This is a genomic window from Flammeovirga sp. AWQ4_249 (genome assembly GCF_056161045.1).
On record NZ_JBSWYJ010000019.1, the window covers coordinates 1 to 23,429 of the forward strand.

The 23,429-nt window shown below is 34.5% G+C and carries 15 protein-coding genes; all 15 read right to left on the reverse strand.

Features of this window, described 5'->3' with window-relative positions:
• Positions 1 to 291: 291 nt before the first annotated feature.
• Complete coding sequence (locus ACXAHM_RS14630) at positions 292 to 2,325, reverse strand: glycoside hydrolase family 97 protein (RefSeq protein ID WP_474961197.1); 2,034 nt, start codon at positions 2,323 to 2,325, stop codon at positions 292 to 294.
• Between the two features lie 11 nt (positions 2,326 to 2,336).
• Positions 2,337 to 3,176, reverse strand: coding sequence for an endonuclease/exonuclease/phosphatase family protein (locus ACXAHM_RS14635; RefSeq protein WP_474961198.1), 840 nt, complete (start codon positions 3,174 to 3,176; stop codon positions 2,337 to 2,339).
• 246 nt (positions 3,177 to 3,422) lie between these two features.
• Positions 3,423 to 4,496, reverse strand: a complete 1,074-nt coding sequence (locus ACXAHM_RS14640; RefSeq protein WP_474961199.1) for a glycoside hydrolase family protein — start codon at positions 4,494 to 4,496, stop codon at positions 3,423 to 3,425.
• Positions 4,497 to 4,512: 16 nt separating this feature from the next.
• A complete protein-coding gene (locus ACXAHM_RS14645; protein ID WP_474961200.1) occupies positions 4,513 to 5,607 on the reverse strand; it encodes a carbohydrate-binding family 9-like protein in 1,095 nt (364 codons plus the stop codon).
• A 100-nt stretch (positions 5,608 to 5,707) separates the two neighbouring features.
• The gene (locus ACXAHM_RS14650; RefSeq protein ID WP_474961201.1) at positions 5,708 to 7,132 is read right to left on the reverse strand and encodes a glycoside hydrolase family 125 protein; all 1,425 of its coding nucleotides are present in this window, start codon (positions 7,130 to 7,132) and stop codon (positions 5,708 to 5,710) included.
• A gap of 48 nt (positions 7,133 to 7,180) precedes the next feature.
• Positions 7,181 to 9,769, reverse strand: a complete 2,589-nt coding sequence (locus tag ACXAHM_RS14655) for a beta-mannosidase (protein WP_474961202.1) — start codon at positions 9,767 to 9,769, stop codon at positions 7,181 to 7,183.
• 61 nt (positions 9,770 to 9,830) lie between these two features.
• Complete coding sequence (locus ACXAHM_RS14660; protein WP_474961203.1) at positions 9,831 to 11,075, reverse strand: PNGase F N-terminal domain-containing protein; 1,245 nt, start codon at positions 11,073 to 11,075, stop codon at positions 9,831 to 9,833.
• A 7-nt stretch (positions 11,076 to 11,082) separates the two neighbouring features.
• A complete protein-coding gene (locus ACXAHM_RS14665) occupies positions 11,083 to 11,826 on the reverse strand; it encodes a copper homeostasis protein CutC (protein ID WP_474961204.1) in 744 nt (247 codons plus the stop codon).
• 72 nt (positions 11,827 to 11,898) lie between these two features.
• Positions 11,899 to 14,169, reverse strand: coding sequence for a GH92 family glycosyl hydrolase (locus ACXAHM_RS14670; protein WP_474961205.1), 2,271 nt, complete (start codon positions 14,167 to 14,169; stop codon positions 11,899 to 11,901).
• Between the two features lie 228 nt (positions 14,170 to 14,397).
• Positions 14,398 to 15,636, reverse strand: coding sequence for a hypothetical protein (locus ACXAHM_RS14675; RefSeq protein ID WP_474961206.1), 1,239 nt, complete (start codon positions 15,634 to 15,636; stop codon positions 14,398 to 14,400).
• Between the two features lie 17 nt (positions 15,637 to 15,653).
• Positions 15,654 to 17,513: a SusD/RagB family nutrient-binding outer membrane lipoprotein gene (locus ACXAHM_RS14680; RefSeq protein WP_474961207.1), complete on the reverse strand. Its 1,860-nt coding sequence runs from the start codon at positions 17,511 to 17,513 to the stop codon at positions 15,654 to 15,656.
• A 13-nt stretch (positions 17,514 to 17,526) separates the two neighbouring features.
• A complete protein-coding gene (locus ACXAHM_RS14685) occupies positions 17,527 to 20,613 on the reverse strand; it encodes a SusC/RagA family TonB-linked outer membrane protein (RefSeq protein ID WP_474961208.1) in 3,087 nt (1,028 codons plus the stop codon).
• Positions 20,614 to 20,946: 333 nt separating this feature from the next.
• Entirely contained in the window at positions 20,947 to 21,729 is a 783-nt protein-coding gene (locus ACXAHM_RS14690; RefSeq protein WP_474961209.1) for a DeoR/GlpR family DNA-binding transcription regulator, read from the reverse strand.
• Between the two features lie 316 nt (positions 21,730 to 22,045).
• Positions 22,046 to 22,942: a 4-hydroxy-3-methylbut-2-enyl diphosphate reductase gene (locus tag ACXAHM_RS14695; protein WP_474961210.1), complete on the reverse strand. Its 897-nt coding sequence runs from the start codon at positions 22,940 to 22,942 to the stop codon at positions 22,046 to 22,048.
• Positions 22,943 to 22,998: 56 nt separating this feature from the next.
• Complete coding sequence (speD, locus tag ACXAHM_RS14700; protein WP_474961211.1) at positions 22,999 to 23,403, reverse strand: adenosylmethionine decarboxylase; 405 nt, start codon at positions 23,401 to 23,403, stop codon at positions 22,999 to 23,001.
• Positions 23,404 to 23,429: the final 26 nt, after the last annotated feature.

The window sequence follows — 23,429 nt, forward strand, 5'->3', positions numbered from 1 at the left end:
GTTTATTATAGTGTAGATAGAATGATAAAAAGTAGTATAGACAGTAGTTAGTTATACAGAAAGAGGTCTTCCAATGGAGGACCTCTTTTTTTATATACATCTCTATTTATCAATAATTTACATAGTCAAATTTTGATAGCTTATAGACGAATTGTATATATTTTAGTGACGACTATCACCGTTTATTATAATGTAGATAGAATGATAAAAAGTAGTATAGACAGTAGTTAGTTATACAGAAAGAGGTCTTCCAATGGAGGACCTCTTTTTTTATCTCTTTATGCAATAGATTTAATTCAATATTTCAAAGTGAATTGCACTTCCACCTCCCGCATTCATTTGAATTAATAAATTTTCCTTTGCTGTCACATTTTTTTCTGAGATAGCAAATTTCGTAGGTTCTTGTAAATAGGTTGTACCTGGTGCATCTGCATAGATTGTAGCCTTATAAACTTTATTTGGTTCTAAGAAATCTAATGAGACACTCACAGCTCTACCCTTTTCGTCAGTTGCTGCCCCAACAAACCATTCCTGACCATGTCTTCTAGCTGTAATAGCATATTGTCCAATTTCTCCAGCTATCATTTTACTTTGATCCCAATCTGCTGTAGAAGAAGATAAAAATTGGAATGCTTCCATCTCTTTTTGGTAATTTTCTACAACATCAGATGCCATTTGCAATGGACTATACAAAATAATTGATAAAGCTAATTGTTTCGCAAGCGTTGTATGTACTCTCGCTTCGTTCATGACTTTAGCTGTTGTATTCCAAGCGACACGGTTTGGGCTATTTTCGTACTGAACATCAAAGATTCCAGGTGTATAATCTACTGGGCCACCCAACATCCTAGTAAAAGGAATTGTAACAGTATGATTCGGAGGGTTTCCATCACTCCAACCGTTCCATTCCATGCCTCGTACACCTTCCCTTGTCATCATGTTAGGCCATGTACGTCGAATACCCGTAGGTTTTATGGGTTCATGTGCATCCAACATAATTTGATATTTTGCGGCCAACTCCACGACTTTTCTATAATGATTGACCATAAATTGACCATGATGATGTTCTCCTCTTGGATAAATACCGCCAGCATAACCAGTTTTTAAAGCATGAATACCTAATTTTTGATATAATGTAAAAGCTTGATTCATGTATTTCTCATAAGCTGGAATATCACCACCAGTTTCATTATGCATGATTAAGGATACACCTTTCTCTTCAGCATATTTTGCTACTTTTTCTAAGTCATAACCTTTTGCTGGTGTAATGTGATCAAAAGCATCTTTTTGTCCCCATTTATCCCAACCTGCATTCCAACCTTCGACTACGACACCTCCGATATTATTTTCTGCTGCAAAATCTATGTATTTTTCTGCAGACACTGTTGTTGCACCTTGTCTAGGTCCTTCTTTCCATTCTTTAGTTCCTAAATGAAACTCCCACCAAATACCTAGGTATTGCATAGGTTTGATCCATGAGGTATCTTCTATTTTTGAAGGTTCATTCAAGTTGACAATTAAATTAGAGTTGACTAGGTCTGCTGCTTTTTGTCCTACTTGAATCGTTCTCCAAGGTGTTTTCATCGGTGCTTTTGTTCTCACTTTATCACCATTCGCCCAAGGAGTTAATGCAGATTCGTAAGTAAATTTCTTATTATCATCCAGTTTTAACGTCATACCAGCATAATCTGTTAAAGCCGCCTCATGCAAACTGATGTAGATATTGTCCTTTGATTTAAAAGTAACAGGTGTTGCAACCCAAGTAGCTGAATCTACCTTTGTATGATTGTATAACTTTTCATATGTATTATAATCAGCCCAAATCCACCATGTATCATGGTTTTCATCCAGAGTGAATTCGGTTTTTTCATCCATGATTACAAACTCTTTTAAATTAGATTGCTCTGGAATTTCATATCTAAAACCAACACCATCATTGAATATTCTGAAAATGATATTCATCTTTCTTTTCAAACCATCTTTTTCTTGAAGAAAAACTGTCAATTCATTATGATGATCAAGTACTTTTTTATTCTCACCCCAAGGCTGATCCCATGTTTGATTCATGGTATTTCGAAGTTCTTTCACTACTTCAAAATTTCCTTTCAAAGGTGCTTGTTCTTTTAGTTCAAACCCTAAGTAGGACTTAAGAATAATAGGAGATCCATTTAACGTAACCTGATACCATGGTTTTCCTTCTTTATCTAAGTCAAATTCTAGAATTAAAGACTCATTGGGTGATGTTGAAGTTAAATACGATGGTGTACAAGATCCGAAAAAACAGATAGCAGTTATTGTAATAAGAATTACTCTTAATTTATTCATTTATTTAATTGTTATTGAATTTCCACAAATACAGGTAAGTGATCCGAAGGGAATTTTTGGTCTCTTGCTTCACTAATATGTGCATATCTCATTACTTTAAAATAACCATAAGTCATAATAAAGTCAATCTGAGTATCTAATTTAGCATTATAATCAAAGGCTTCCCAAGTACCAATTGGCCCCATCGGCGTTGTCAAACTTAAGGCTCTAGTATCTTGAAAAACATGTTTTAATTCCGTTAGTGCAGTTGAATTAGGTGTTGAATTTAAATCACCCATTAAAATCACAGGTATCTTACCATTTTCTGAAAATTCCTGTGCTTTCTTTGCGATGAGTTTTGAAGACTCAATGACTGCTTCTTTTCCCACATGATCATAATGTGTATTCATCACGATCATTGTTCTTTTAGAATGCTTATGCTTAAGTTTTATCCAAGTACAAATTCTTGGTAATGCTGCATCCCAACCTTGACTCGGTTTCTCAGGAGTGGTTGATAACCAAAAAGTACCAGAACCTAATACTTTAAATTCATTTCTATTATAAAAAATTGGAGAATACTCCCCTCCTTGTTTTCCATCATCCCTACCCACACCTACATAATCCATGTGTGGTAACTCTTTTTCTAAATCTTCTAATTGACCTTGTAAAACTTCTTGACAACCGAGAATATCTACTTGATTAAATTTGATCACATCACCTACCCAAGTTTTTCGGTTAGGCCATGCATTTTCACCATCAGAGGGTGTATTCATTCGTATATTAAAAGTCATTACATTGACAGACTTATCTTGAGCAAATAGTCCACTAACCCAAGCTATATTCAGTAGTAATAATAAGGATATTTTTTTCATAAATCTCTGATTCGAAGTTTTCTTCAATTTCCGATAGAAAATGCGTATTACAATTGCCTATTCAACATTGATAACAAATTTAAACTATTTTATCAGTCAGTTAGATGATTTAAGTTTAGTTATAAGAATGATTCCTTTTTCTATCGATATATGTAGTTTGATTTAAATAAAATGATTGTGTGTTTTAGTTTTGAAAAGAGGTATAAAAGGTATAGTATCTATTGAAACTATACCTTAATTATCAATTTATACTTTTTTCAATGCATCCCAATGTGGTTGTTTCATTCCGCCAAGATCAAAAATTGAAAAGCCTTTTGCTCCTCCTTTTTTGGCCATCTTAATGGCTTTCAACATATCTTCTTCTTTTGGCAATGCAGGTGTGAATAGTCCTGTAAATATTGGTTCTTTAAATTTTCCTTTTACATCTTTCACTCCCTGTTCTGTGGCAAATTTCACCCATTCGATGGGCTCCTCGTAAAAGTTGTTATAAACCATCGGAAAGACCATGTCCAATTTGAAATTATCCCAAGATTGACGACAGATTTTTCTAGCCAAATCAGGATAAGGGAATACCGCTGCAGAAAGCATTTTTCCTTCTTTATGTACTGCGTCATAGATTTTATTCACTAAACGAATTACAGAATCATATCTATATTGACGCCATTCTTCGGAAACTGTAGGGTCTTTTAATTCTTTAATATCAATACCCGATTCTTCTTTGAATTTAGTACGGCAAGTTTCGCAATAGCAGAAATCCCATTCAGGGTATTCTTTATCTTGAACAATACCATAGAGAGGTTGTAATGATGAAGCCAAAATTACATCTGAATACCTAACATAATCTAAATGTACACCCATCACACCCTCTACTTTAGCTAAAGAAACTGCTTGATTGATGATGTGTTGTTGTACTTCATCTTTTGATGGACAAACCCATTGATAATAATCTACATAAGGATGATATGTACTACAAGAACGACCATCGCCACTTACAGCATACCATTCTGGGTGTTTTTTAGCTACTTCATCCCCTGGACGGTTTAATGTCCACATCCACGCATGCATTTCAATATTTCTTGACTTAAGCAATGGATACATTCTTTTGAAAGTAGCTTCATTACCTCCCAGTAGTACTCCTTCTATACCTGCATCTTTTATTAGATCTAGTTTTTCATCCCATTGAGCATCCGTCCAATCATCATGAGCATGTAACCACATCCATTTTGTTGGCAGTTTTTTTCCTTTTGCTAGTACAGGCAACCCCAATACAGCACCCGCTGTGGCTAAACCAGCTATTTTTAAAAATTCTCTTTTATCCATTTTATGTATTGGTCTCTTATTTCATTTCAATTATATCTGTTGAGCTATCTTGTCGTAAGATATATATTTTCTGTTCTTGAGGAAGTTTTAATTCTATATCGTATCCTTTTGCTGTCATCATTAATTGGGGTGAAACAATTTGTCCATTGTACTTCATTTCAGTGTCCCAACCTAATTGGCTTAAACTATTGGCGTATTTTTTATGCTTTCGGTAATAGCTCTTTTGTGCATAATAAATTGTATATAATTGACGATGAAGTCTCTCTCCTTCTGTTTCAGAAACATCAATATTTACCTCTTTTCCTACAACAGTTTCTGTGAATTGTAAATAACCCCATTGTTCAGGCATATGCATAGAAATCTTCCCTTGTGGAGACCAAACCCAATTATGTTCTGGATTTACTTTTCCTGTTTTTGCATCTTTTTGTTTCACATAATTCCCATTATGATTTTCCAAATCCCAGTTCACTCTTGAAAAATTAATTCTCCAACGAACTCCTTCTCTTGGAGTAATTGTATAAGGACTTTCTTGACTTAAAACTTTCCATGGAAATGCAATCTCCAACGTCCATTTTTCATCCTCATCGGAAGGATCATTTAATGTCCCATACATTTTCACTGCTGATTTCAATCCTTCTATATGCCAAGAGTTCATATATTTTCCACCATCTCGATAAGGTTTTGTTAGTATTAAATCCCAAACAGTATTGAGTAAGTTCATTTCAAACTCATAATACATATGTGATGTTGGAACAGGATTAAAAAATACTTCAAAATCATTGTCCTGATAAATGATAGCATCTCTTTCTGTAATCGTACTCCAAAGTTGAGGTTCAATTAACTCTGCAGCTACATATAAATAATCTTTATCCCATAGCATCTTCATCCTAGTACGATGAGTAGGTTTTGGTTGCTTATCACCTTCAATATCAACAAAATCATGAGACCATTTTGTTTCACTCCAATCTGATTCGTCAATAATGCCATCAACATTAATTTTTGTTGAAGATTTATAACATAAATAACTCTCTGGTGTGGGGTATTTTTGTCCCAATGCATTGAATGCAAAAAGTAATAGTACACTTATAAATGTTGTAAATCTGAACTTCATTTTATGTTCAATAATAGTAAGAAGGAACCGTTCTCAAGTTCCTTCTTCAATTTATTTATTTTCTTTGCAACCTCACAGATTTTTGTTCTGCTTATTACTTTTATTTTAATAAATCAGGATGCGTTTGATATACTTTATAAACTAACTCACCAAACAAAGTATTGGTCCAAGCAAACCATGAACGCGTAAATTTCTCTGGATTATCTTTATGGAAAGATTCATGCATGAAGCCCGTTCCTGCATGAGTTGCTTTTAATTGATCTAAACACCATTTCAATTCTTTTGGGTCATTGGATGTTAATCCTTTTTGAATGATAGACATAGGCCAAACATAATCTAAGCCTACATGAGGACCTCCAATTCCTTCATATTTTCCTTTAAAGAAGTAAGGATTCCATTCTGACCAAACAAATTGACGCGTTCTTTGGTACAATGGATCATCAGCATCCATACAATCTAAATAAGGCATAGAAAGTAAACTTGGTACATTGGCGTCATCCATAAAATACTGATTGCCATAACCGTCAACTTCAAAAGCTAAAATTTCACCAAATTCAAGGTGATCTTTTGTTGCTAATTTTTTCAATGCCGCTTCTACCTCATCTGCCAAAGCGGTACATTCTTGTGCAAAAGCTTTATCTTTTACTACATTTTCATAAATATCTCCCATTTGTCTTAATGACGCAACTGCAAAAAGATTAGATGGGATCAAGAATGGTAATAACGAAGAATCATCTGAAGGACGGAAAGAAGATACAATCAATCCACAAGGTTTCATAGATGCTCCAGCACCCCAATTCGCCATAGTATCTTCATATTTCTGTGTAACTCTTGAAAAAGTATATGGGCCAACACCATCTTTTCTTTGTTGCTCCTTAAAGGTTTGAAGAATCAGTTTTGCTGATTTCTGCCATGTGGCATCAAAAATAGAAGCATCTCCAGTTTTCTTCCAATAGCCATTAGCCAAACGAACTGCATAACAAAGAGAATCGATCTCCCACTTTCTTTCATGTGTTCCAGGCTTCATATCAGTGATATCAGTATCAGCCCAGTGTGATTTTACAGTAGCATCTTTCTCAAAAGCATTTGCATATGGATCTAGTAACACACAAGCTGCCTGTCTGTTTACTAAACCTTTAATCATCATCTTTAAATTATCATCATCATTTGCTAGAGGAAGGTAAGGCCAAACTTGTGCAGTAGAATCCCTTAACCACATTGCAGGAATATCCCCCGTAATTACAAAAGTATCCGGTCGATCTCCGTTCATTGTAAACTCAACGGTTGTATCTAAAGTATTAGGGTAACAATTGACGAACATCCATCTTAGTTCATCATCACCTATTTTTTTGGCTACTTGTTTGATCACTTTTTCCACTGCTTCTGAAGTAAATTTCCGTTCAGCAACAGGTGGTCGTTGTGATGTGAATTTATCTTTAAATAGTTCATTTGCAATACTCCCTGAACTCATACTCATTGCCGTTGTAAATAATCCTGTTGTTTTGATAAAGTCTCTACGTTTCATGATCATTGATAGTATTTTTACTCCATAAATAAACTGTTTGAACAGAGATTACTGGAGATTATTTAAACATTTCACTTCTAATAATTTTTCTAATTCTGTAGCACTTAAAGTTGTTCTTTCCACAGCTATTTTCTTTTCTTGATTAGGTTCTAAATGAAAATAGTTGTCTGTAAAATGCGCCATAGCATCTCCTTTTAAAGAGAGTGCTACACTTTCAGCAAAAGCATTGGTTTTTATCATCACAAACGTTTTCCCACCTTCTGAAATCACTTTTGTGTCTAGATTTACTTTTGGTAATTTTTGGTCTTTCGGTTTTGTTAAAAATGTAAATTTATGAGCCACTTCTACACCATTTTCATTTATAGAAGATAAAGCTAAATACATACTTTTTCTTTCTTCTTCAGATGTTTTCTTATCGATTAGATCATCTAAACTGACTTCTAAAACAACTTCAGAAGTATTACCACTTATTGTTGCAGAGAATTCTTTTTCAGCTAATTTTTTTCCTGAAAATGTTTTCCATTGCACAATTAAATTAGTGTCTATTTCTTCCCATGTATCATTGACCATCCAAACTTTTAACTGTTCATTTTCTATATCCGTAGAAATAAGTAAGGGAGCAAAGGCTCTCTCTGCTGCATAGTGTAACGCTTTCCATTCTCCATAATAATCTATGGATGACCACGAAGCAGCAGGCCAACAATCATCCAATTGCCAATAAAGCGTCCCCATACAATAAGGCATTCTTCTTCTATGAATTTCAAAGCCTTGTCGCATACCATCAGCTTGTAGTAATTGGCCTACATATACAAAATCTTCAAAGTTTTCAGGGACCTTAAAATCTCTTTCCATGTATACTTTGATCAGACCATTGCCTGTATAACTTTTCTGATGAGTATTCATCACATCCGTTTCTAAGCCCCAATCTTCTTCTATAGTAAAGCGTTGAATTGACTTGAATGAAGGGAAAGATTGAAAACCATATTCACTCATAAATCTAGGAACATACTCTTTGAAACTTTCAAATGGATATTTGCCATGCCAAACACCCCAAAAATGATTATCGCCTTTTGTAAAATCTTCCAAATTACCCCAATTTGAAATTGGAGATGAAGGGAAATAAAAACGCCCTTTATCGTAAGTTGCTACCATTTCTGGAAGTACTTCTTTAAACAATCGATGATAATCTTCTTGTAACTGATCTTGTACTTCTTGAGACCATCCATAGGAAGTCTGCCATCCCCAATTGTCCCAAGCAACGCCTATTTCGTTGTTTCCACACCACAAAGCAGTTGAAGGACGGTTTCTGATTCTTTTAATATTATATTCAGCTTCCTCTTTTACTCTTCTTATAAAATCTTTATCACCAGGATACATCGTACAAGCAAACATAAAGTCTTGCCATACTAATAATCCATTTTCATCACATTGCTCATAGAAATAATCACTTTCGTAGATACCTCCACCCCAAACACGCACCATATTCATGTGTGCTTTGACCATGCTTTCAATCATCCAATCATATCGATCTTTCGTCACTGAAGGTAAGAAACTGTCTTGAGGAATATAATTCGCTCCTTTCATAAAGACAGGCTTTCCATTTACTTTCACGAAAAATGATTCGCCAATACTATCTGGTTCATTGATTACTTCAACAGTTCTTAAGCCAATTTTATGACTCAATTGGTCGACATATTCCCCATCAACATTCAATTGTGCTGTAATTTCATATCTTGTTTGTTCACCTAGACCATTTGGCCACCATAATTCAGGATTAGAAATTTCTGCATCAAGTTCTACTACATTTATCCCTTTATTTAAGACCACCTTTTTCTCTTCTGAAGAAAATGTATTAGAGCTATTATTTAATCGAATTTTAGCTTCTCCAACTGTATCAGATTTGATTGTAATCGTCGCATGTAAATAGGCTAAATTTTCTGTTAGTGTTTTCTGTACGATATAAACATCATCAATTTTTGCAGTATTCCAAACGACAAGTTTGATAGGTCTCCAAATGCCTGAAGTAACAAACCTTGGGCCCCAATCCCATCCAAATGAATAAGGTGCTTTGCGGGAATAAATACTAAATTTTTCTTTTCGAGCATCGTTGTCAGCAGGGTATTCAAAGCCTGCTTTTTCACGCATGGGCTTTGCAATTTTTATTGGGGAATGAAAATAAACTTTGAGTTCATTCCCTTTTTCTTTTAATAATGATGTTACTTCTTTTTCATATCCGACAAACATATTGTCAGCTGAAAGGATTTTTTCTCCATTTAAAACGACATCAGCATAGGTATCTAATCCATCAAACTTTAAAGCAAATTGATGTCCTTCCATCACTGAAACAGGAGCATCAAACGTAGTTTTATATACCCAATCTTCTTCTTCAATCCATTGTAAATCCTTTTCATTTTGTCTATAAAATGGATCTTCGATAAGTTTGTTGTCGAATAAGTCAGTATGTACTACTCCAGGAACTGTTGCTGGATACCATTTATCTTGGCTTACTTGTTTGAAGGTCCAACCTTCGTGAATAGTATAAGATTTTTTAAGTTGATCAGTTGAACTCCAATCTGTAGAACAACCAAAAACCAAGAGTAATAAAGCGTAAATGAAGTAGTAAATTAATTTTCTCATGTTATTTCAGTTAAGGAAGAAAAGCTCAAGTGTAATTATTAACCCTTGAGCTTTCTATATTTTATTTTAATTCACCGAATAAGTAAGTAGAAACAAACCAGAAGTTTTGCTCCTTTTCTTTTAATTTCTGAGCCGTTGGCATGCTCACAGTGATTTCATGTTTTCCAGAAATATTTTTCATTGGGACGATTACAGGAGGAACATCAGAACCGGGGCACCAATTTGATCTTGATAAATCAGAAGATGCTTCAGGTTCTTCTAGCTCTTTAGTTCTATAGGCTTCTGCTTCCCAATCGATATAATCTACTTTTCTTTTCTTCAACCATACACCTGATGTAGGATTGAATCTTCTGAAGGATGCACAATCTGTTCTCCAAGGCGTAAACTTGTACATTTCTTCACCATCTAATTTGATGATATTTTCAGTTGGAACAAATTCATCTCCCCCACTATGGCCTCCATGTCCTGTGGTGATGTAAGCTAAATTTACATACTTAGAATTTTCAGGAATTTCTACAGAAGTACCAATATCAGCTCTTTGGAATTTATCACAACCTCTTTGAGGAGGAATATATCTTACTGAATTTAAAACAGGAGCTACCCAACGTTTCTTAGCAGGATCATACGCATTCTCCGATTCATCAAAACGTAATTTCACATCCACTTTATACCCTTCTTTCGTCCAAGTATCAATATGAACACCAACATAAACTTCTCCTTCTAATAAGGGTAATAAATGTGTAATATCTTGTTCCCACATTGCCTTATCAGCCCATCCATCTATATAAACTGGCATTCTATTCGGGTATTTTGAAGTATCTCTTTCAGAGTAAAAACCCACTCCAAAAGGAGTCATAAAACGCATCAATTCTACAGCAGGTTTATATTCGCCTTCAGCAATCATCCCAGGAAAATTATCTGTAGCATCTGCATCATCTGTGTGTGCTAATTTGAAATCACCTTGTGCAACTGTCAACATATTCACACCTTTAGCGGGCATCACAAAAACAGACCCTGCCTTATCCCAACGGTCTCCTGCTGAAGTTTCCTCTACAACAATTGATACTTTTGTCTCACGATTGAATTTTGGAATGGAAATTTTCCTCAGCATGATTCTTCCTGATTCTATATAAAAAGGTTCAGAATCACTGACTTTAATACCATCTTTTGTTAAATCAGGATCAAAGTAAAGATGTTGGTGATCAAAAACATGATACTCTTTATCTCCAATTGCTGGAATCTCTTTAGGACCACAACTTACCGCTAATACGGCTAATGCTAAAAGTTGAATTAAATGCTGTTTCATTGCTTGTTTATTTTGATATTTCTTTTTTTAATTCAGCCACAATTTCTTCACTAGTAATAGATCTCAAATATTCAGACCCCGTACTTTCTTTACTCATGGCAACTCCATCATTTTGAAAAGTCATCAGGCTATCTACTGTTTTTGATGCAGATGAATGAACCGCTGTGACACCTGTCTTTTCAATTATTTCTTTTACATTAGAAGGTAAAACACCACTTCCAGCCATTATTTCTATTCGACCATTGGCTTGTTCTACCAGTTCTTTTAGTACTTCCATACCCTCAGGGGCTGTCATTTTTTGACCTGAAGTCAATACCCTATCCACACCTAGAGCAATTAAATCTTCCAGAGCTTTTTGGGTATTTTTTGCCATATCAAAAGCTCTATGGAATGTTACTCCCATAGGTTTTGCAGCTTCTATCAATGGCTTACATCGTTCAATATCTATTTCAGCATCCGCTGTTAAAGCACCAATTACGACACCGTTCATACCTATTCTTTTGGCTGCTTTTACGTCTTCCAACATCTCTTCAAATTCTAAATCCGTAAAGAAGAAATCACCACCTCTCGGGCGAATGATTGGATAAATATCAATATCCACATACTTCCTAACCAATTTCATCATTCCTTCACTTGGTGACGTCCCTCCTTCTAATCGTCCACCACATAGTTCTACACGATCTGCTCCTCCATTTTGTGCATTAATGGCTGAATCTACTGTATAAGAACAAATTTCTAATGTTGTTTTCATATTTATATCATCATTGGAAAAGGGTATTGAATCGTTTTTCTTTTCCTTTATTTTTTCGTTGCTTTGTTCTTGCTATTGAAAGGTCTTCATTGGAATAGTTTCCGTCGTGCCTAGTTTTTTATTAGGTGTATTTGACATTTCAAAAATCAATTCACCTCCATTCATTATCTCTTTATGTGTAATATAAAGACGGTCTATTGTCTTGCCGTTCAATATAATTTTATTGATGTATTTGTTCTCTTTTGAGACATTTTTTGCTAATACTTTAAATTGTTTTCCACTTGAAGGTGTGATCACTGCTTCTTCAAAAATAGGGCTACCAAAAACATAAATTCCTTGTGCAGGGTTTACAGGGTAAAAACCTAAACTACTGAAAACATACCATGCAGACATTTGACCACAATCTTCATTACCACTAATTCCTTCTGGTGTATTATCGTATTGTGTCTCTAAAATTTCACGTATTTTTTCTTGTGTTTTCCAAGGTTGACCTGCGTAATCATATAAATAAGCGATATGATGGCTAGGTTCATTTCCATGGGCGTATTGACCAATTAAACCCGAAATATCAGGAGATACATTTTCACCCTTTAATTCTGATGAAGCAGTAAACAATTCATCTAATTTCTTTACAAACGCTTCCTTTGAGGGATATAAATCAATCAACCCCTGTATATCTTGTAATACAAACCAACTATGTTGATACGCATTACCTTCTGTATAATCTGTATTTTCTCTATGATTAGATTCAGCTGGGTCAAAAGGCAATCGGAAAGTACCATTTGTCATTCTTCCTCTCATAAACTCGGTCGCTGGGTCAAATAAAGGTTTGAATGCCTCTGATCGTTTCATGTATTTTACATATCCCGCTTCATCTCCAACTACTTTAGCTACCTGAGCAATACACCAATCATCATAGGCATATTCTAATGTTTTTGTCACTGATTCATTTCCTTTATCAGAAGGAATAAATCCATACAACTTGTACGCACTAAGATCTCTTTCATCTTGCATAGAAGTGGCTACCATGGCATTGTAAACACGTTTTGGATCAATATTATCAATTCCTTTTAATACAGCATCTGCTAAAACAGGCATTGCATGATAACCTGTCATACAGTTTGTTTCATTCCCTGCCAAAGCCCACACAGGAAGTTTTCCTGTTTCATCAAAATGAGCTAACATTGAATTAATAAAATCAGCATTTCTTTTCTCAGAATTGATAATTGTAGACAATGGATGAACCGCTCTAAATGTATCCCAAAGTGAGAAGGTACTGTAATATTTAAATCCATCCGCATGATGTATTTTATTATCTGCACCCTTGTAATTCCCTTGTGCATCTGAATGTGTTACTGGAGCAATCTTCGAATGATATAATGCAGTATAGAAAATCTCTCTTGCTTTTTCGTCCTTGGTTGTCACCTTAATATGACTTAAAGCTTTTTCCCAGATATCACTCGCTATTTGTTTTTTCAAATCAAAATCATATCCATTGGCTTCTTGTTCTATTGCAACATGAGCCCCTTCTAAGGTCGCCGATGAAATACCCATTGCAGCCGTCACTTGATTTTGTGGATTAACACCCTTAAAGAATACTTGAGCAACAAGACGTTCTCCTTTCTTATCGATTTTTAAGGATTCAATAGGTTCTGAAAACTTCATTTCAAAGAATACTCTTTGGTCAGCCGCCCAACCACCAGATAACCTTTCTCCTTGTATCGTTTTATCATCAATTTGGATTAATGATGACTTCACTACACCATCCCAATTAATAGCAAAACCAAGATTAATTATCATAGAAGGCTTTTCAGTATTTTGGGGATACGTCCAACGGTGATAACCTACTCTTGTTCCTGTAGTTACTTCTGCACGAATACCACTATTTTCTAGTGTTACTGCATAATATCCAGGCTTTGCCACCTCAGTATCATGTGAATATCGTTCTGTATAAGGAAGCTTTGCTCTATCTTGCGTTTTTGCATCCAAATCGTATGCTTTCGCAGTAGGCATAACAATCAGATCATTTAAATCACCGATACCCGTACCACTTAAATGTAAATGGCCAAATCCTATCATCAGAGAATCAGAGATATGATAACCACTTACCCAATCCCATCCACTTACACCATTTACAGGGCTACATTGTACACCTCCATAAGGAATTGTCGCCCCAGGAAAAGTATGACCATGCTCGCCAGTTCCTATAAATGGATCCACATAATCTACTAGATTGGCTATTTCTGCCTGTTTCGGCAAGTCTTCTTTACAAGCAGACACTAATAAAAGCTGAGCTACAGCTACTACTTTTAAAGACTTTTTGATGTAATGTGAGAATGACACGGTTAATAAATTTAAGTTATTTATATAGTACGGGGAAATAAAGTGTTACTTCTACAGCAAAAATAGAAAAAAACAGAAACAACCACGCACCAAAACATGCAAAAACACGCGCTAAATTGATAACTAATGTAAATATTAGAGAAATAAAGAAAGAATATGCATAAATGATTATTTATAAAAATGCCTCTAGCTTTAAACTAGAGGCATGGTTGTTTTATATATTAAGTTTTAATGATCAAAAGGGACTTCTCTTTCACTTGATAAGAAGTAATTAATATTTGCTTGTGATGTACCTGCTATTCTACTTACTTCAAGGATTGAATATTCTTTCTCATCCTTTTGAATAATATAATATTTGCTCTCCCCATCATTTATAGTAGAAGTAGATACCTGTTCGCCATCACTATAAGATTGGCTTACAGAATCAAACACAAATTGTTTTTCTACACCATTAGAAATCGCTAATCCTAAATAAGTATTATACGTTTCACTTGATATCTCAACCATCATGTCATTTGCGTCAGCAGGAACAAAATAGGCTACATCATTATTATTTTTATAACCAGAAAATTCAAGACCTGCATTCGTATCAATATTGTTTCCGTCGTTTTGAGATGGTCCTGTATAATCTAAAGTATTCGCTGTATTTGCTCCTCTTAAGAATTCAGCAATTTCTAAAGTTGTACTTGCTTCATTACCTAATCTATCGACAACTCTACCTTGTAATATCATTACATCAGTTAATACAATATCTGTTGTTTCCATGGCACCATCAGTGACAGGAATTAATGTCACAACAGTATCTTGACTAATATCTATAGTTGTCAACTCAAATACTACAATTCCATCTTCTATATTAGAAGTAGACACTAAGGTCATCGTTTCATTTAGCGTCATACCATAAACTGCTGAACTTATGATTGAGTCAGCTGCATTTTGGAAATAAATTAAAGGTGGATTTACTGCAGTATTAATTGTAAACCTCAAAGATGCTTTATCACCTCTATCGTCACTATCAGATTGAGTAACATATGAGTTGAATTCTTTCTCTCCTACTTGTTGAATATTTAAAATATCAGCAGGGACTGTTAAAATAAATTCACTCGCATTCAAAACATTTGAAGCATCTACATTAAAAGCTTCAAAAATCAATCTTTCTTCATCTGTTATTGGTGCAACTGCAAAGTCAATCGAAAACGGCTTTATTTCAACTATAGTTCCATTGTCATCTATATCTAAGCTATCTGTTGCAAATACTAGACTTTGTATTCCTCCAGTTGGAGCAGAATATTTAATTCCAACATCTTGAAAAGCCCCTTGTGTACCAGATATTCCTGATTCTATTCTAATACCATCATCTTCACCAGTGATAGTAGTTGATGTAGTATCAATACTTACGGTTTCATCATCTTCTGAGCATCCTATGACACCCAAAAGAAATATTAAACTAAATAGTATATTTTTCATTTGATTATTCTCTAGGATTACTTTTTACTAAACCATTGTTTTACTGCAATAAAGTTGGTAGAAGCAGCCTCTCCTGCCTCATCTCTCTGACGAGTGATAGCATCTCCAACATTAACTGGATTTACTGTTAACTCTCTATCTGGATAAGGAAATCTTGATGGTCTAACTCCGTTTGTCACACCAAATGAGTGTAATTCTGTTGACTGAACTCCAGATTGCACTGCTCCTGGGTTCATTACAGGATCGATATTAAATACGGGTAGGTTATATGTTTTATCTGCATCAGTTAATTGGTATTCAACTACAGATGGTAAATGTGTTCTATTCCAGTTTGCAAAAGAATTATAACCATCTCCGATGAAAGCAATCCAATTTTCATAAGCTAATACTTCCAATTTATCACTTGCTGCATTAAAATCAGAAATTGCTTGCGTTATATAAACCGTTTTAGCAGATGAATGATCATAAGTATCATTCGTTTGGCGTTTATATAATTCAACGTACTTCATTTCATTATCTTGACCAGGAAATCCAATCGCATCATATTTCTCAAAAGCGAAAGTCACAGCATTTTCAAAAGCAGTTGCAGCATCACCTACTCCATAACCTCTTAGGTTTGCTTCCGCAATCATAAATTGAACTTCATCCGCACCTATAACAATAGATGGAGTATATCTATTAAAAGTTGCAGGACTAATTGCAGCCAATTGTCCAAATTGACCTCCTGCAGCAAAATCACTGTAAACATCATTTTGTCCAACCCAATAAGCTGCCTGTGTTACTTTTCCTGTTTCACTATTATAGTAAATACCTCTATTTCCATCAGATCTATCTCCTAATCTTACACCTCTATAATGCACTCTATTAAAAGTTCCTTCAAGACCCGCCTGTGCAAAAGGATCAAAATCAACATATAAAGAAGTATCTGAGACAGCTGTAATTATTCCACCTTCATATAAAAGGTGATTTGTAATTCTAAATAATCTAGGATCTTGTTTCCCTTGCATCAATTGTAATGCTAAGTCACTCATATAAGCATAAGAGGCTCCACCTACTTGTCCTTCTATAGCTATACCTGCCCCATTGTTATGTTCTCCCCAAGGTCCTCCATTAGACACATGCCTCACATATACAGCTTCACTCCAATTTGTAATGTATTCACCTGTATCATAACCAAGTTTAAAGATTCTAGCACCTTCAGTTGGGTCTCCTTCAGACATCATTAAACCAATTTTCATTAATAAAGAATTGGCTAATCTTACGTATTTTTCAGATCCAGAGACTCCTGCATCGTATAAATCATAAGTAATAATATCTCCATCTGCTAATCCATCGATAGCATCTCTTGCTTCTTGTAATTCTTTGGCAAGATCTATCAAAATATCACGTTGAGCATCTAATTCAGGATAAAAGTTTAAATCCGTAAAACCTTTACCAGCATCGAAGTAAGGAACATCTCCATACATTTGAGTTAATCTTAAGAAATTAACGGCTCTTACAATTCTAATCTGAGCTAGTTTTCCTTCCACATTTTCTTCGCCTTCTAGTCTAGACTTTACATCTTCGATATTTCTGGCTACATCACCTAAGATCAGATCCCAAGTTGTATTGGTAAAACCATCTGAAAGACCAAAACCTCCTGCTGTTGAATAAAGGTTAGCAGAATTTTGAGCATATGGACCAGACATAATCAAATTGGCTCTCCATCCTTCATGACCAGAAGAGTACATCTTTAATTGTGTAAAGGTATATACATGTTTTACATCTAAATCATTACTTGTCCATGGGTTGGTATTCATTTCTTCAAACTTATCCGTACAACCCATCATTGCAGTTCCTAGACATAAGGAACCTAAGAGTATATTTTTTAATTTCATTATTGGTTTGGTCTTAGAAGTTAGCATTTAATTTAAATCCATATGTTCTTGGAATCGTCAAGTTAGCGTATTCAATACCTTGACCATTACCTGTTGTAAATGAAGATTCTGGATCAATATTATCTGTATTTTTCCATAAATACACTAAGTTAAATGCATTGGCTGAAAGTGATAAATTACGAATAGGAGTATTGCCAATTAAATTATCAGAGAATCTATAGGTTAATGAAACTTCTCTTAACTTAATAAATGATGCATCGTAAACAAATTCTTCAGAAATACCTGCAACTGCACCATAATATTGTTCAGGGTCAATATTTCGAGTAAAAGGTGTACCATCAGAACTTACTAAATTTCCTGGATTCCAAAATCCATTTCCATTAGTATAATATTCTTCTCTACCCACTAAAGTATCTTTATGTTTACCTAAGCTAAACATTGTAGATTCTGTAGAAGAGTAAATATCACCTCCAAATTTACCATCGATTAAGAAGCTAAATGTAAAATTGCTGAAGTTGAAAGTATTTCTCCACCCTGCCATCCAAGGTTGAACACCATTTCCAATTTCATGTACTCCATCCATTGCTTGTGGTCTACCTTGATCGTCCACCACTATTTTTCCTGTAGCTTCATCTCTTAAATATTTCTTACCTACAATAACACCATAGGCATCACCAGGAATGGCTTGTACAGAGACACTACCCAATGACATCAATTGATATGATTCCACTCCATCTGTAAGTGAAACTACCTTGTTATCATTGTAGGCAGTATTAAATGTAAATGACCATGTGAAGTTCTCTTTTTGAATTGGTGTATAATTTAACATGATCTCAACGCCAGAGTTGTCAATTTGTCCTGCATTAATTAATGCATTTTCAAACCCTGATCCTTTAGAAATATCAACACCTAATATCTGATCTACTGCTGATGTTTTATAGTAAGCGACATCTAATCCAAATCGATCTTCAAAGAATCTTAAATCTAAACCAATCTCATAAGAAGTCTGAATTGAAGGTTTTAAGGTTTTATTTGGAATTTGTCCTCCTTCAATTTTACCTATATTAATACCATTATGATCCCAACCATCTAATGAATATTGAAGGGCTAATTTATACGGATCTGTATCACCACCTACTTGTGCTACATTGGCTCTAATTTTACCAAAAGAGAACCAATCTGGTGTATCCCAATCCATATCAGAGAAAATCCATGATGCAGAAATTGATGGATAGAAGAACGAATTATTATCAATTGGTAAAGTTGATGCCCAGTCATTTCTAGCAGAAACATCCACAAATAAAAATCCTTTATACCCGAAAGAGGCCGTTCCATAAAATGAAGCAATAGCTCTTTCATAAGTACTAAATTCTAAGAATTTATCGGAACCAGCTGAAGGATTTTGAAAGTCAATTGAATTAAACCCACTAGAACCCGTATCAGAATACTCTCTTCTTTGGTACATGTATGATCCACCAAAATTGGCCGTGATATCAAAATTTCCAAATTGCTTATTGAACATTAAAAGGAAATCATAATTGTTTTCTCTTTCAATACTCTTTCTTTCATATGCTCTTCCATTTTCATACCATGGAGTATATAAAGGTTGTAATACATCTTGTGAGAAACTACTGTAGTCTGTTCCACCTCTTGCCATTAATTTTAGATAATCAGTGAATTCATAAGTCAAACTAATCATACCCACTAATCGATCTAGTTCATCTTCATTGACTACTTCATTAATAGTCCAATAAGGGTTCGTTTCTTTATCATCATAACCGATCGGTCGACCCGTATCAGGATCTTTGTAATCTTCTAACCAAGCTTGATCAATAGTATTAGGCATGGTCAAAAGGTTTGACATATAGTTGTTTACAGAATTACCCATTTCTAACCTATTGTAAGCATTCTGATTGATATAAGTAGCTCTGGCATCCAATGTTAATTTTTCATTGGCCAATTTTGTTTTCCCTCTTAAGTTGAAAGTATTACGTTTGTATGTACTTTTATCAACTTGTCCTTTGTTATTCATATTTGAATAAGAAAAACGAACTGTTGTATTTTCTGTTCCTCCATTTAAGGCCACATTGGTATTCCAAGTCTGTCCTGTTTTAAAGAAACTACTGTAGTTATCATATGCTTGTACTACTCTTTCTTGTCCATCATAATAAGCAGAAGATGTTTGCCCCATAATTTTTGGACCCCACATTGCAGTTTGTGCTTTGGAATTAGAAGGTTCTTGCCCTAAAGTACCTTGTGCATATTTAGTCTGATCGGAAGGCCTAATATTTAAAGCATCAAATGTAACTCCTGTATTAAAGTCAATACCTAAAGATTTACCTTGTGTTCCAGACTTTGTTGTAATTAAAACTACACCATTAATTGCTCTTGAACCATATAAAGCGGTTGCTGCACCACCTTTTAAAACAGACATTGATTCTATATCATCAGGGTTCAATGAAGATAAACCATCACCTGTATTGACATCACCTGAATCAGAATTATCACCAGCATCTTTTAATGTATTATTCGCAATAGGTACACCATCTACAACATAAAGTGGTTGGTTATTACCTGCTAGGTTGGCATTACCTCTAATCACCACACGTGAACCTGTACCAGGTCCACCAGAAACAGGAGCGACTTGCACACCAGCCACTTTACCTGAAAGTGAGTTCATTACGTTGGAAGAATTACCTGCTGAACCTAAAGCTTCTGAATCAACTTCTTGCACAGCGTATCCTAAGGATCTTTCTGATCTTTCGATACCCAATGCCGTTACAACTACTTCTTCTAGTTCTTCAGCATCTACATCTAATTTTATTGTTATATCAGTTGCTGTAGTTACATCAACTTCTTTGGAAGCATATCCTATGAAAGAGAAAATCAAATAATTTTGTCCTTCTTCTAAAGTTATTTTGAATTTACCATCAAGATCGGTCACCGTACCCGTAGCTGTACCTTTCACAAGGACATTTACACCGGGAAGAACAGAGTCATCAGTCACGTCTATTACAGTACCAGTTACTACCTTCTCTTGAGCTAATAAGTTACTTTGCAACAATAGTATGCTGAGCAACAGTAGTAAGTATTTTTTCATTGTAAATAATAAGTTAATTAATAGGTTTTTGACTTTAGTTTTTAGCAGAAACAGTCAAGATTACCATCAAATTAGACTTTTTTTTTAATTAAAAAAAAACACCAAACTGATTATTAAAGAAAGCCTTTCACTATTTAAAGTAGGAATATAAAGAATTCAACAGATGACTAATAATCAATGTTATAACACTATATTTTTCAAGAAAATAAAAAGTCTTAAAAACAAAAAAACCAATTCAAACGAATTGGTTGATTGCATATCTAATAAGATTCGATATGAAATGATTGATAGTTAATTAATTTTTAGATTTACAATAATTCATTTCACTGCATACTATATAATATCTACCCCTTCATTGATGAAAGGTCTAAGCACATCGGCTGTTGGATTTAATTCTGTAATGATCGTATTGACCTGTTGCAATTTCACGCCCAAGAAAGGTTGTGCTGTCATCAGTTTATCTGATGTTGCAACTGAAATAACTTTTCTTGCCGCTCTTGCCATCGCTCCTTTAACTTCTACTTCCTCACGATCAATATCTGTAATACCTCTATTGACATCAATACTTCTTGTTCCCATAAAACAAAGATCCGCTTTAATATCTGACAATTCATTGATCACTGAATACCCTACCGTTACTAATGCATTCGGTAATAGTTTACCTCCTAAAAAGTAAACATCAAGAAAACGATATGGAGCAAGGCTTGAAGCAATAGGTAAGCAATTTGTAATAATTGTTGCCTTTAAATCTTTGGGGAGCTTTTTAGTAATCTCTAAGTTGGTTGTACCACCATCAATCAAAATCACTAAATCATCTTTAATCAAAGAAATCGCCTTATCTGCTATGATTTCTTTTTTTGCTTTGGAATACACTTCTCTATCTTCATAACTAAAAGGAATATATGAAGATACATCATTTGACATTTCTGTATCATTGGCATGCTTTACAGCACCTCCATGCACACGTCTAATTTTTCCAGAATCAGACAACTCTCTTAAATCTCTACGAATAGTATCTTCAGATACACTCAAAGAAATACTAAGTTCAGAACTTAAAACCTTGTTGTTTTTTCTGATTTCATCTAAGATATATTGTTGCCTCTCCTCTTTTAGCATTCTAATTAATAATAAAGTGTGATGATTACACTGCAAATTATGAAAACATGCACAAACATGCAAATAGTATCTCTTGTCATTTTGTAATAAATGCTAACAAATACAACAAAATCAACTTTCTGTTTAAATTAATAATTGTATATAATCAAGCTAAAAATTAGAAATAAGCCCTTATTTATTGATAAAATTATATCTTTTAAAATGTAGAGTTTCACAATCGAAATTTATGAAAGCACACATTAAGTAGGCAAAAACACGCATAAAAAAAAGAGAAAGCATTTCTACCTTCTCTTTTTTATCTATAATAATGCTGTATTTAAACCGTTACGTTGGTTGCATTTTCTTCTAAAAACCCTTTCACTTGTTCCATCAACCACATTGGTGTTGACGTTGCTCCAGAGATCCCTATTTTATCTCCTTCTTTGATCCATGATAAATCAATCTCATGTTCGTTTTCTACAAAATAACTTCTTGGATTATTTTTCAAACAAACATTATATAAAGCTTTACCGTTAGATGATTTCTTTCCACTAACAAAAATGATTACATCCATTTCAGTAGAGAATTTCACCATTTGTGGTTCACGATTGGAAACTTGACGACAGATACTATCGTTCGCATTGAAGTAGTCAATATGTGCTCCTTCACCATGTAAATCATCAAATTGTTTTTCGATTTCAGCTTTTAATTCATAAAATCCTTTTGTTGATTTCGTGGTCTGACTGAAAAGTGTTACGGGTTGATTGAAGTCAACATTAACTAAATCTTCAATTCCAGTAACGATAATACAGTTATCCCCTGTTTGACCTGTTAAGCCGATCACTTCAGCATGCCCAGGCTTACCATAGATCACTAATTGTCCTTCTTTAGCCTCAGTTTTGTCATAAGCATTCTTGACTCTGTTCTGTAATTTTAAAACAACAGGACATGAAGCATCAATCAGTTCAATGTTATTTTCTATAGCTGTTTTATATGTTGCAGGAGGCTCACCATGTGCTCTGATAAGTACCTTACAATCCCTTAGATCCTTAAGTTCTTCTCTATCAATTACGACTAACCCCTTTGCACGAAGACGTTTTACCTCCATATCATTATGCACAATATCACCCAAGCAATAAAGCTTTCCTGACTCGTCCATTTCTTCTTCAGCCATTTGAATTGCGAATTCAACGCCAAAACAATAACCTGATTTATGATCTATTGTAACTTCCATTAGTGTAATTAAATTTGAGAACAATGCAAAAATAACATTTTTTCAGCAGTGAATTGCTATTTTTCTTGTTGTTCGGTGAATTTTTCAATCTTGTTAAGTTCTCCACGATCCACTTCCTTTAAGTCGAAGTTCGATGGTTTGAACTCATTAATTAAATATTCCATTGCTTTTTCAGGAAAAGCCGTATCACCACAAGTATAAAAATCAACGGATACAAATTGATGCTCAGGCCAAGAATGAATTGCAAAATGACTCTCCTGTATGACAACAACACCTGATACACCATAAGGGGAAAAATGATGAAAAACAGATTGCACGATAGTTGCATTTGCTGCTACCGCTGCAGCTTCCATTACTTTCTTCATTTCTTCGGGATTGTTTAATGCTTCATGATTACATGCATACAATTCACCCAAAAGTTGTTTCCCTAAAAAAATTTCTTCTCCTTTATAAAAACTCATGTATTATTACTCTAACAAGTTATACA

Bases quoted from the DNA above. Each gene is read 5' to 3' on its own strand.
- speD (WP_474961211.1), bottom strand. From the start codon at position 23,403: ATGAGTTTTTATAAAGGAGAAGAAATTTTTTTAGGGAAACAACTTTTG.
- ACXAHM_RS14640 (WP_474961199.1), bottom strand. From the start codon at position 4,496: ATGGATAAAAGAGAATTTTTAAAAATAGCTGGTTTAGCCACAGCGGGT.
- ACXAHM_RS14630 (WP_474961197.1), bottom strand. From the start codon at position 2,325: ATGAATAAATTAAGAGTAATTCTTATTACAATAACTGCTATCTGTTTT.
- ACXAHM_RS14680 (WP_474961207.1), bottom strand. From the start codon at position 17,513: ATGAAATTAAAAAATATACTCTTAGGTTCCTTATGTCTAGGAACTGCA.
- ACXAHM_RS14685 (WP_474961208.1), bottom strand. From the start codon at position 20,613: ATGAAAAAATACTTACTACTGTTGCTCAGCATACTATTGTTGCAAAGT.
- ACXAHM_RS14650 (WP_474961201.1), bottom strand. From the start codon at position 7,132: ATGAAACGTAGAGACTTTATCAAAACAACAGGATTATTTACAACGGCA.
- ACXAHM_RS14675 (WP_474961206.1), bottom strand. From the start codon at position 15,636: ATGAAAAATATACTATTTAGTTTAATATTTCTTTTGGGTGTCATAGGA.
- ACXAHM_RS14665 (WP_474961204.1), bottom strand. From the start codon at position 11,826: ATGAAAACAACATTAGAAATTTGTTCTTATACAGTAGATTCAGCCATT.
- ACXAHM_RS14695 (WP_474961210.1), bottom strand. From the start codon at position 22,942: ATGGAAGTTACAATAGATCATAAATCAGGTTATTGTTTTGGCGTTGAA.
- ACXAHM_RS14635 (WP_474961198.1), bottom strand. From the start codon at position 3,176: ATGAAAAAAATATCCTTATTATTACTACTGAATATAGCTTGGGTTAGT.
- ACXAHM_RS14690 (WP_474961209.1), bottom strand. From the start codon at position 21,729: ATGCTAAAAGAGGAGAGGCAACAATATATCTTAGATGAAATCAGAAAA.
- ACXAHM_RS14655 (WP_474961202.1), bottom strand. From the start codon at position 9,769: ATGAGAAAATTAATTTACTACTTCATTTACGCTTTATTACTCTTGGTT.
- ACXAHM_RS14645 (WP_474961200.1), bottom strand. From the start codon at position 5,607: ATGAAGTTCAGATTTACAACATTTATAAGTGTACTATTACTTTTTGCA.
- ACXAHM_RS14660 (WP_474961203.1), bottom strand. From the start codon at position 11,075: ATGAAACAGCATTTAATTCAACTTTTAGCATTAGCCGTATTAGCGGTA.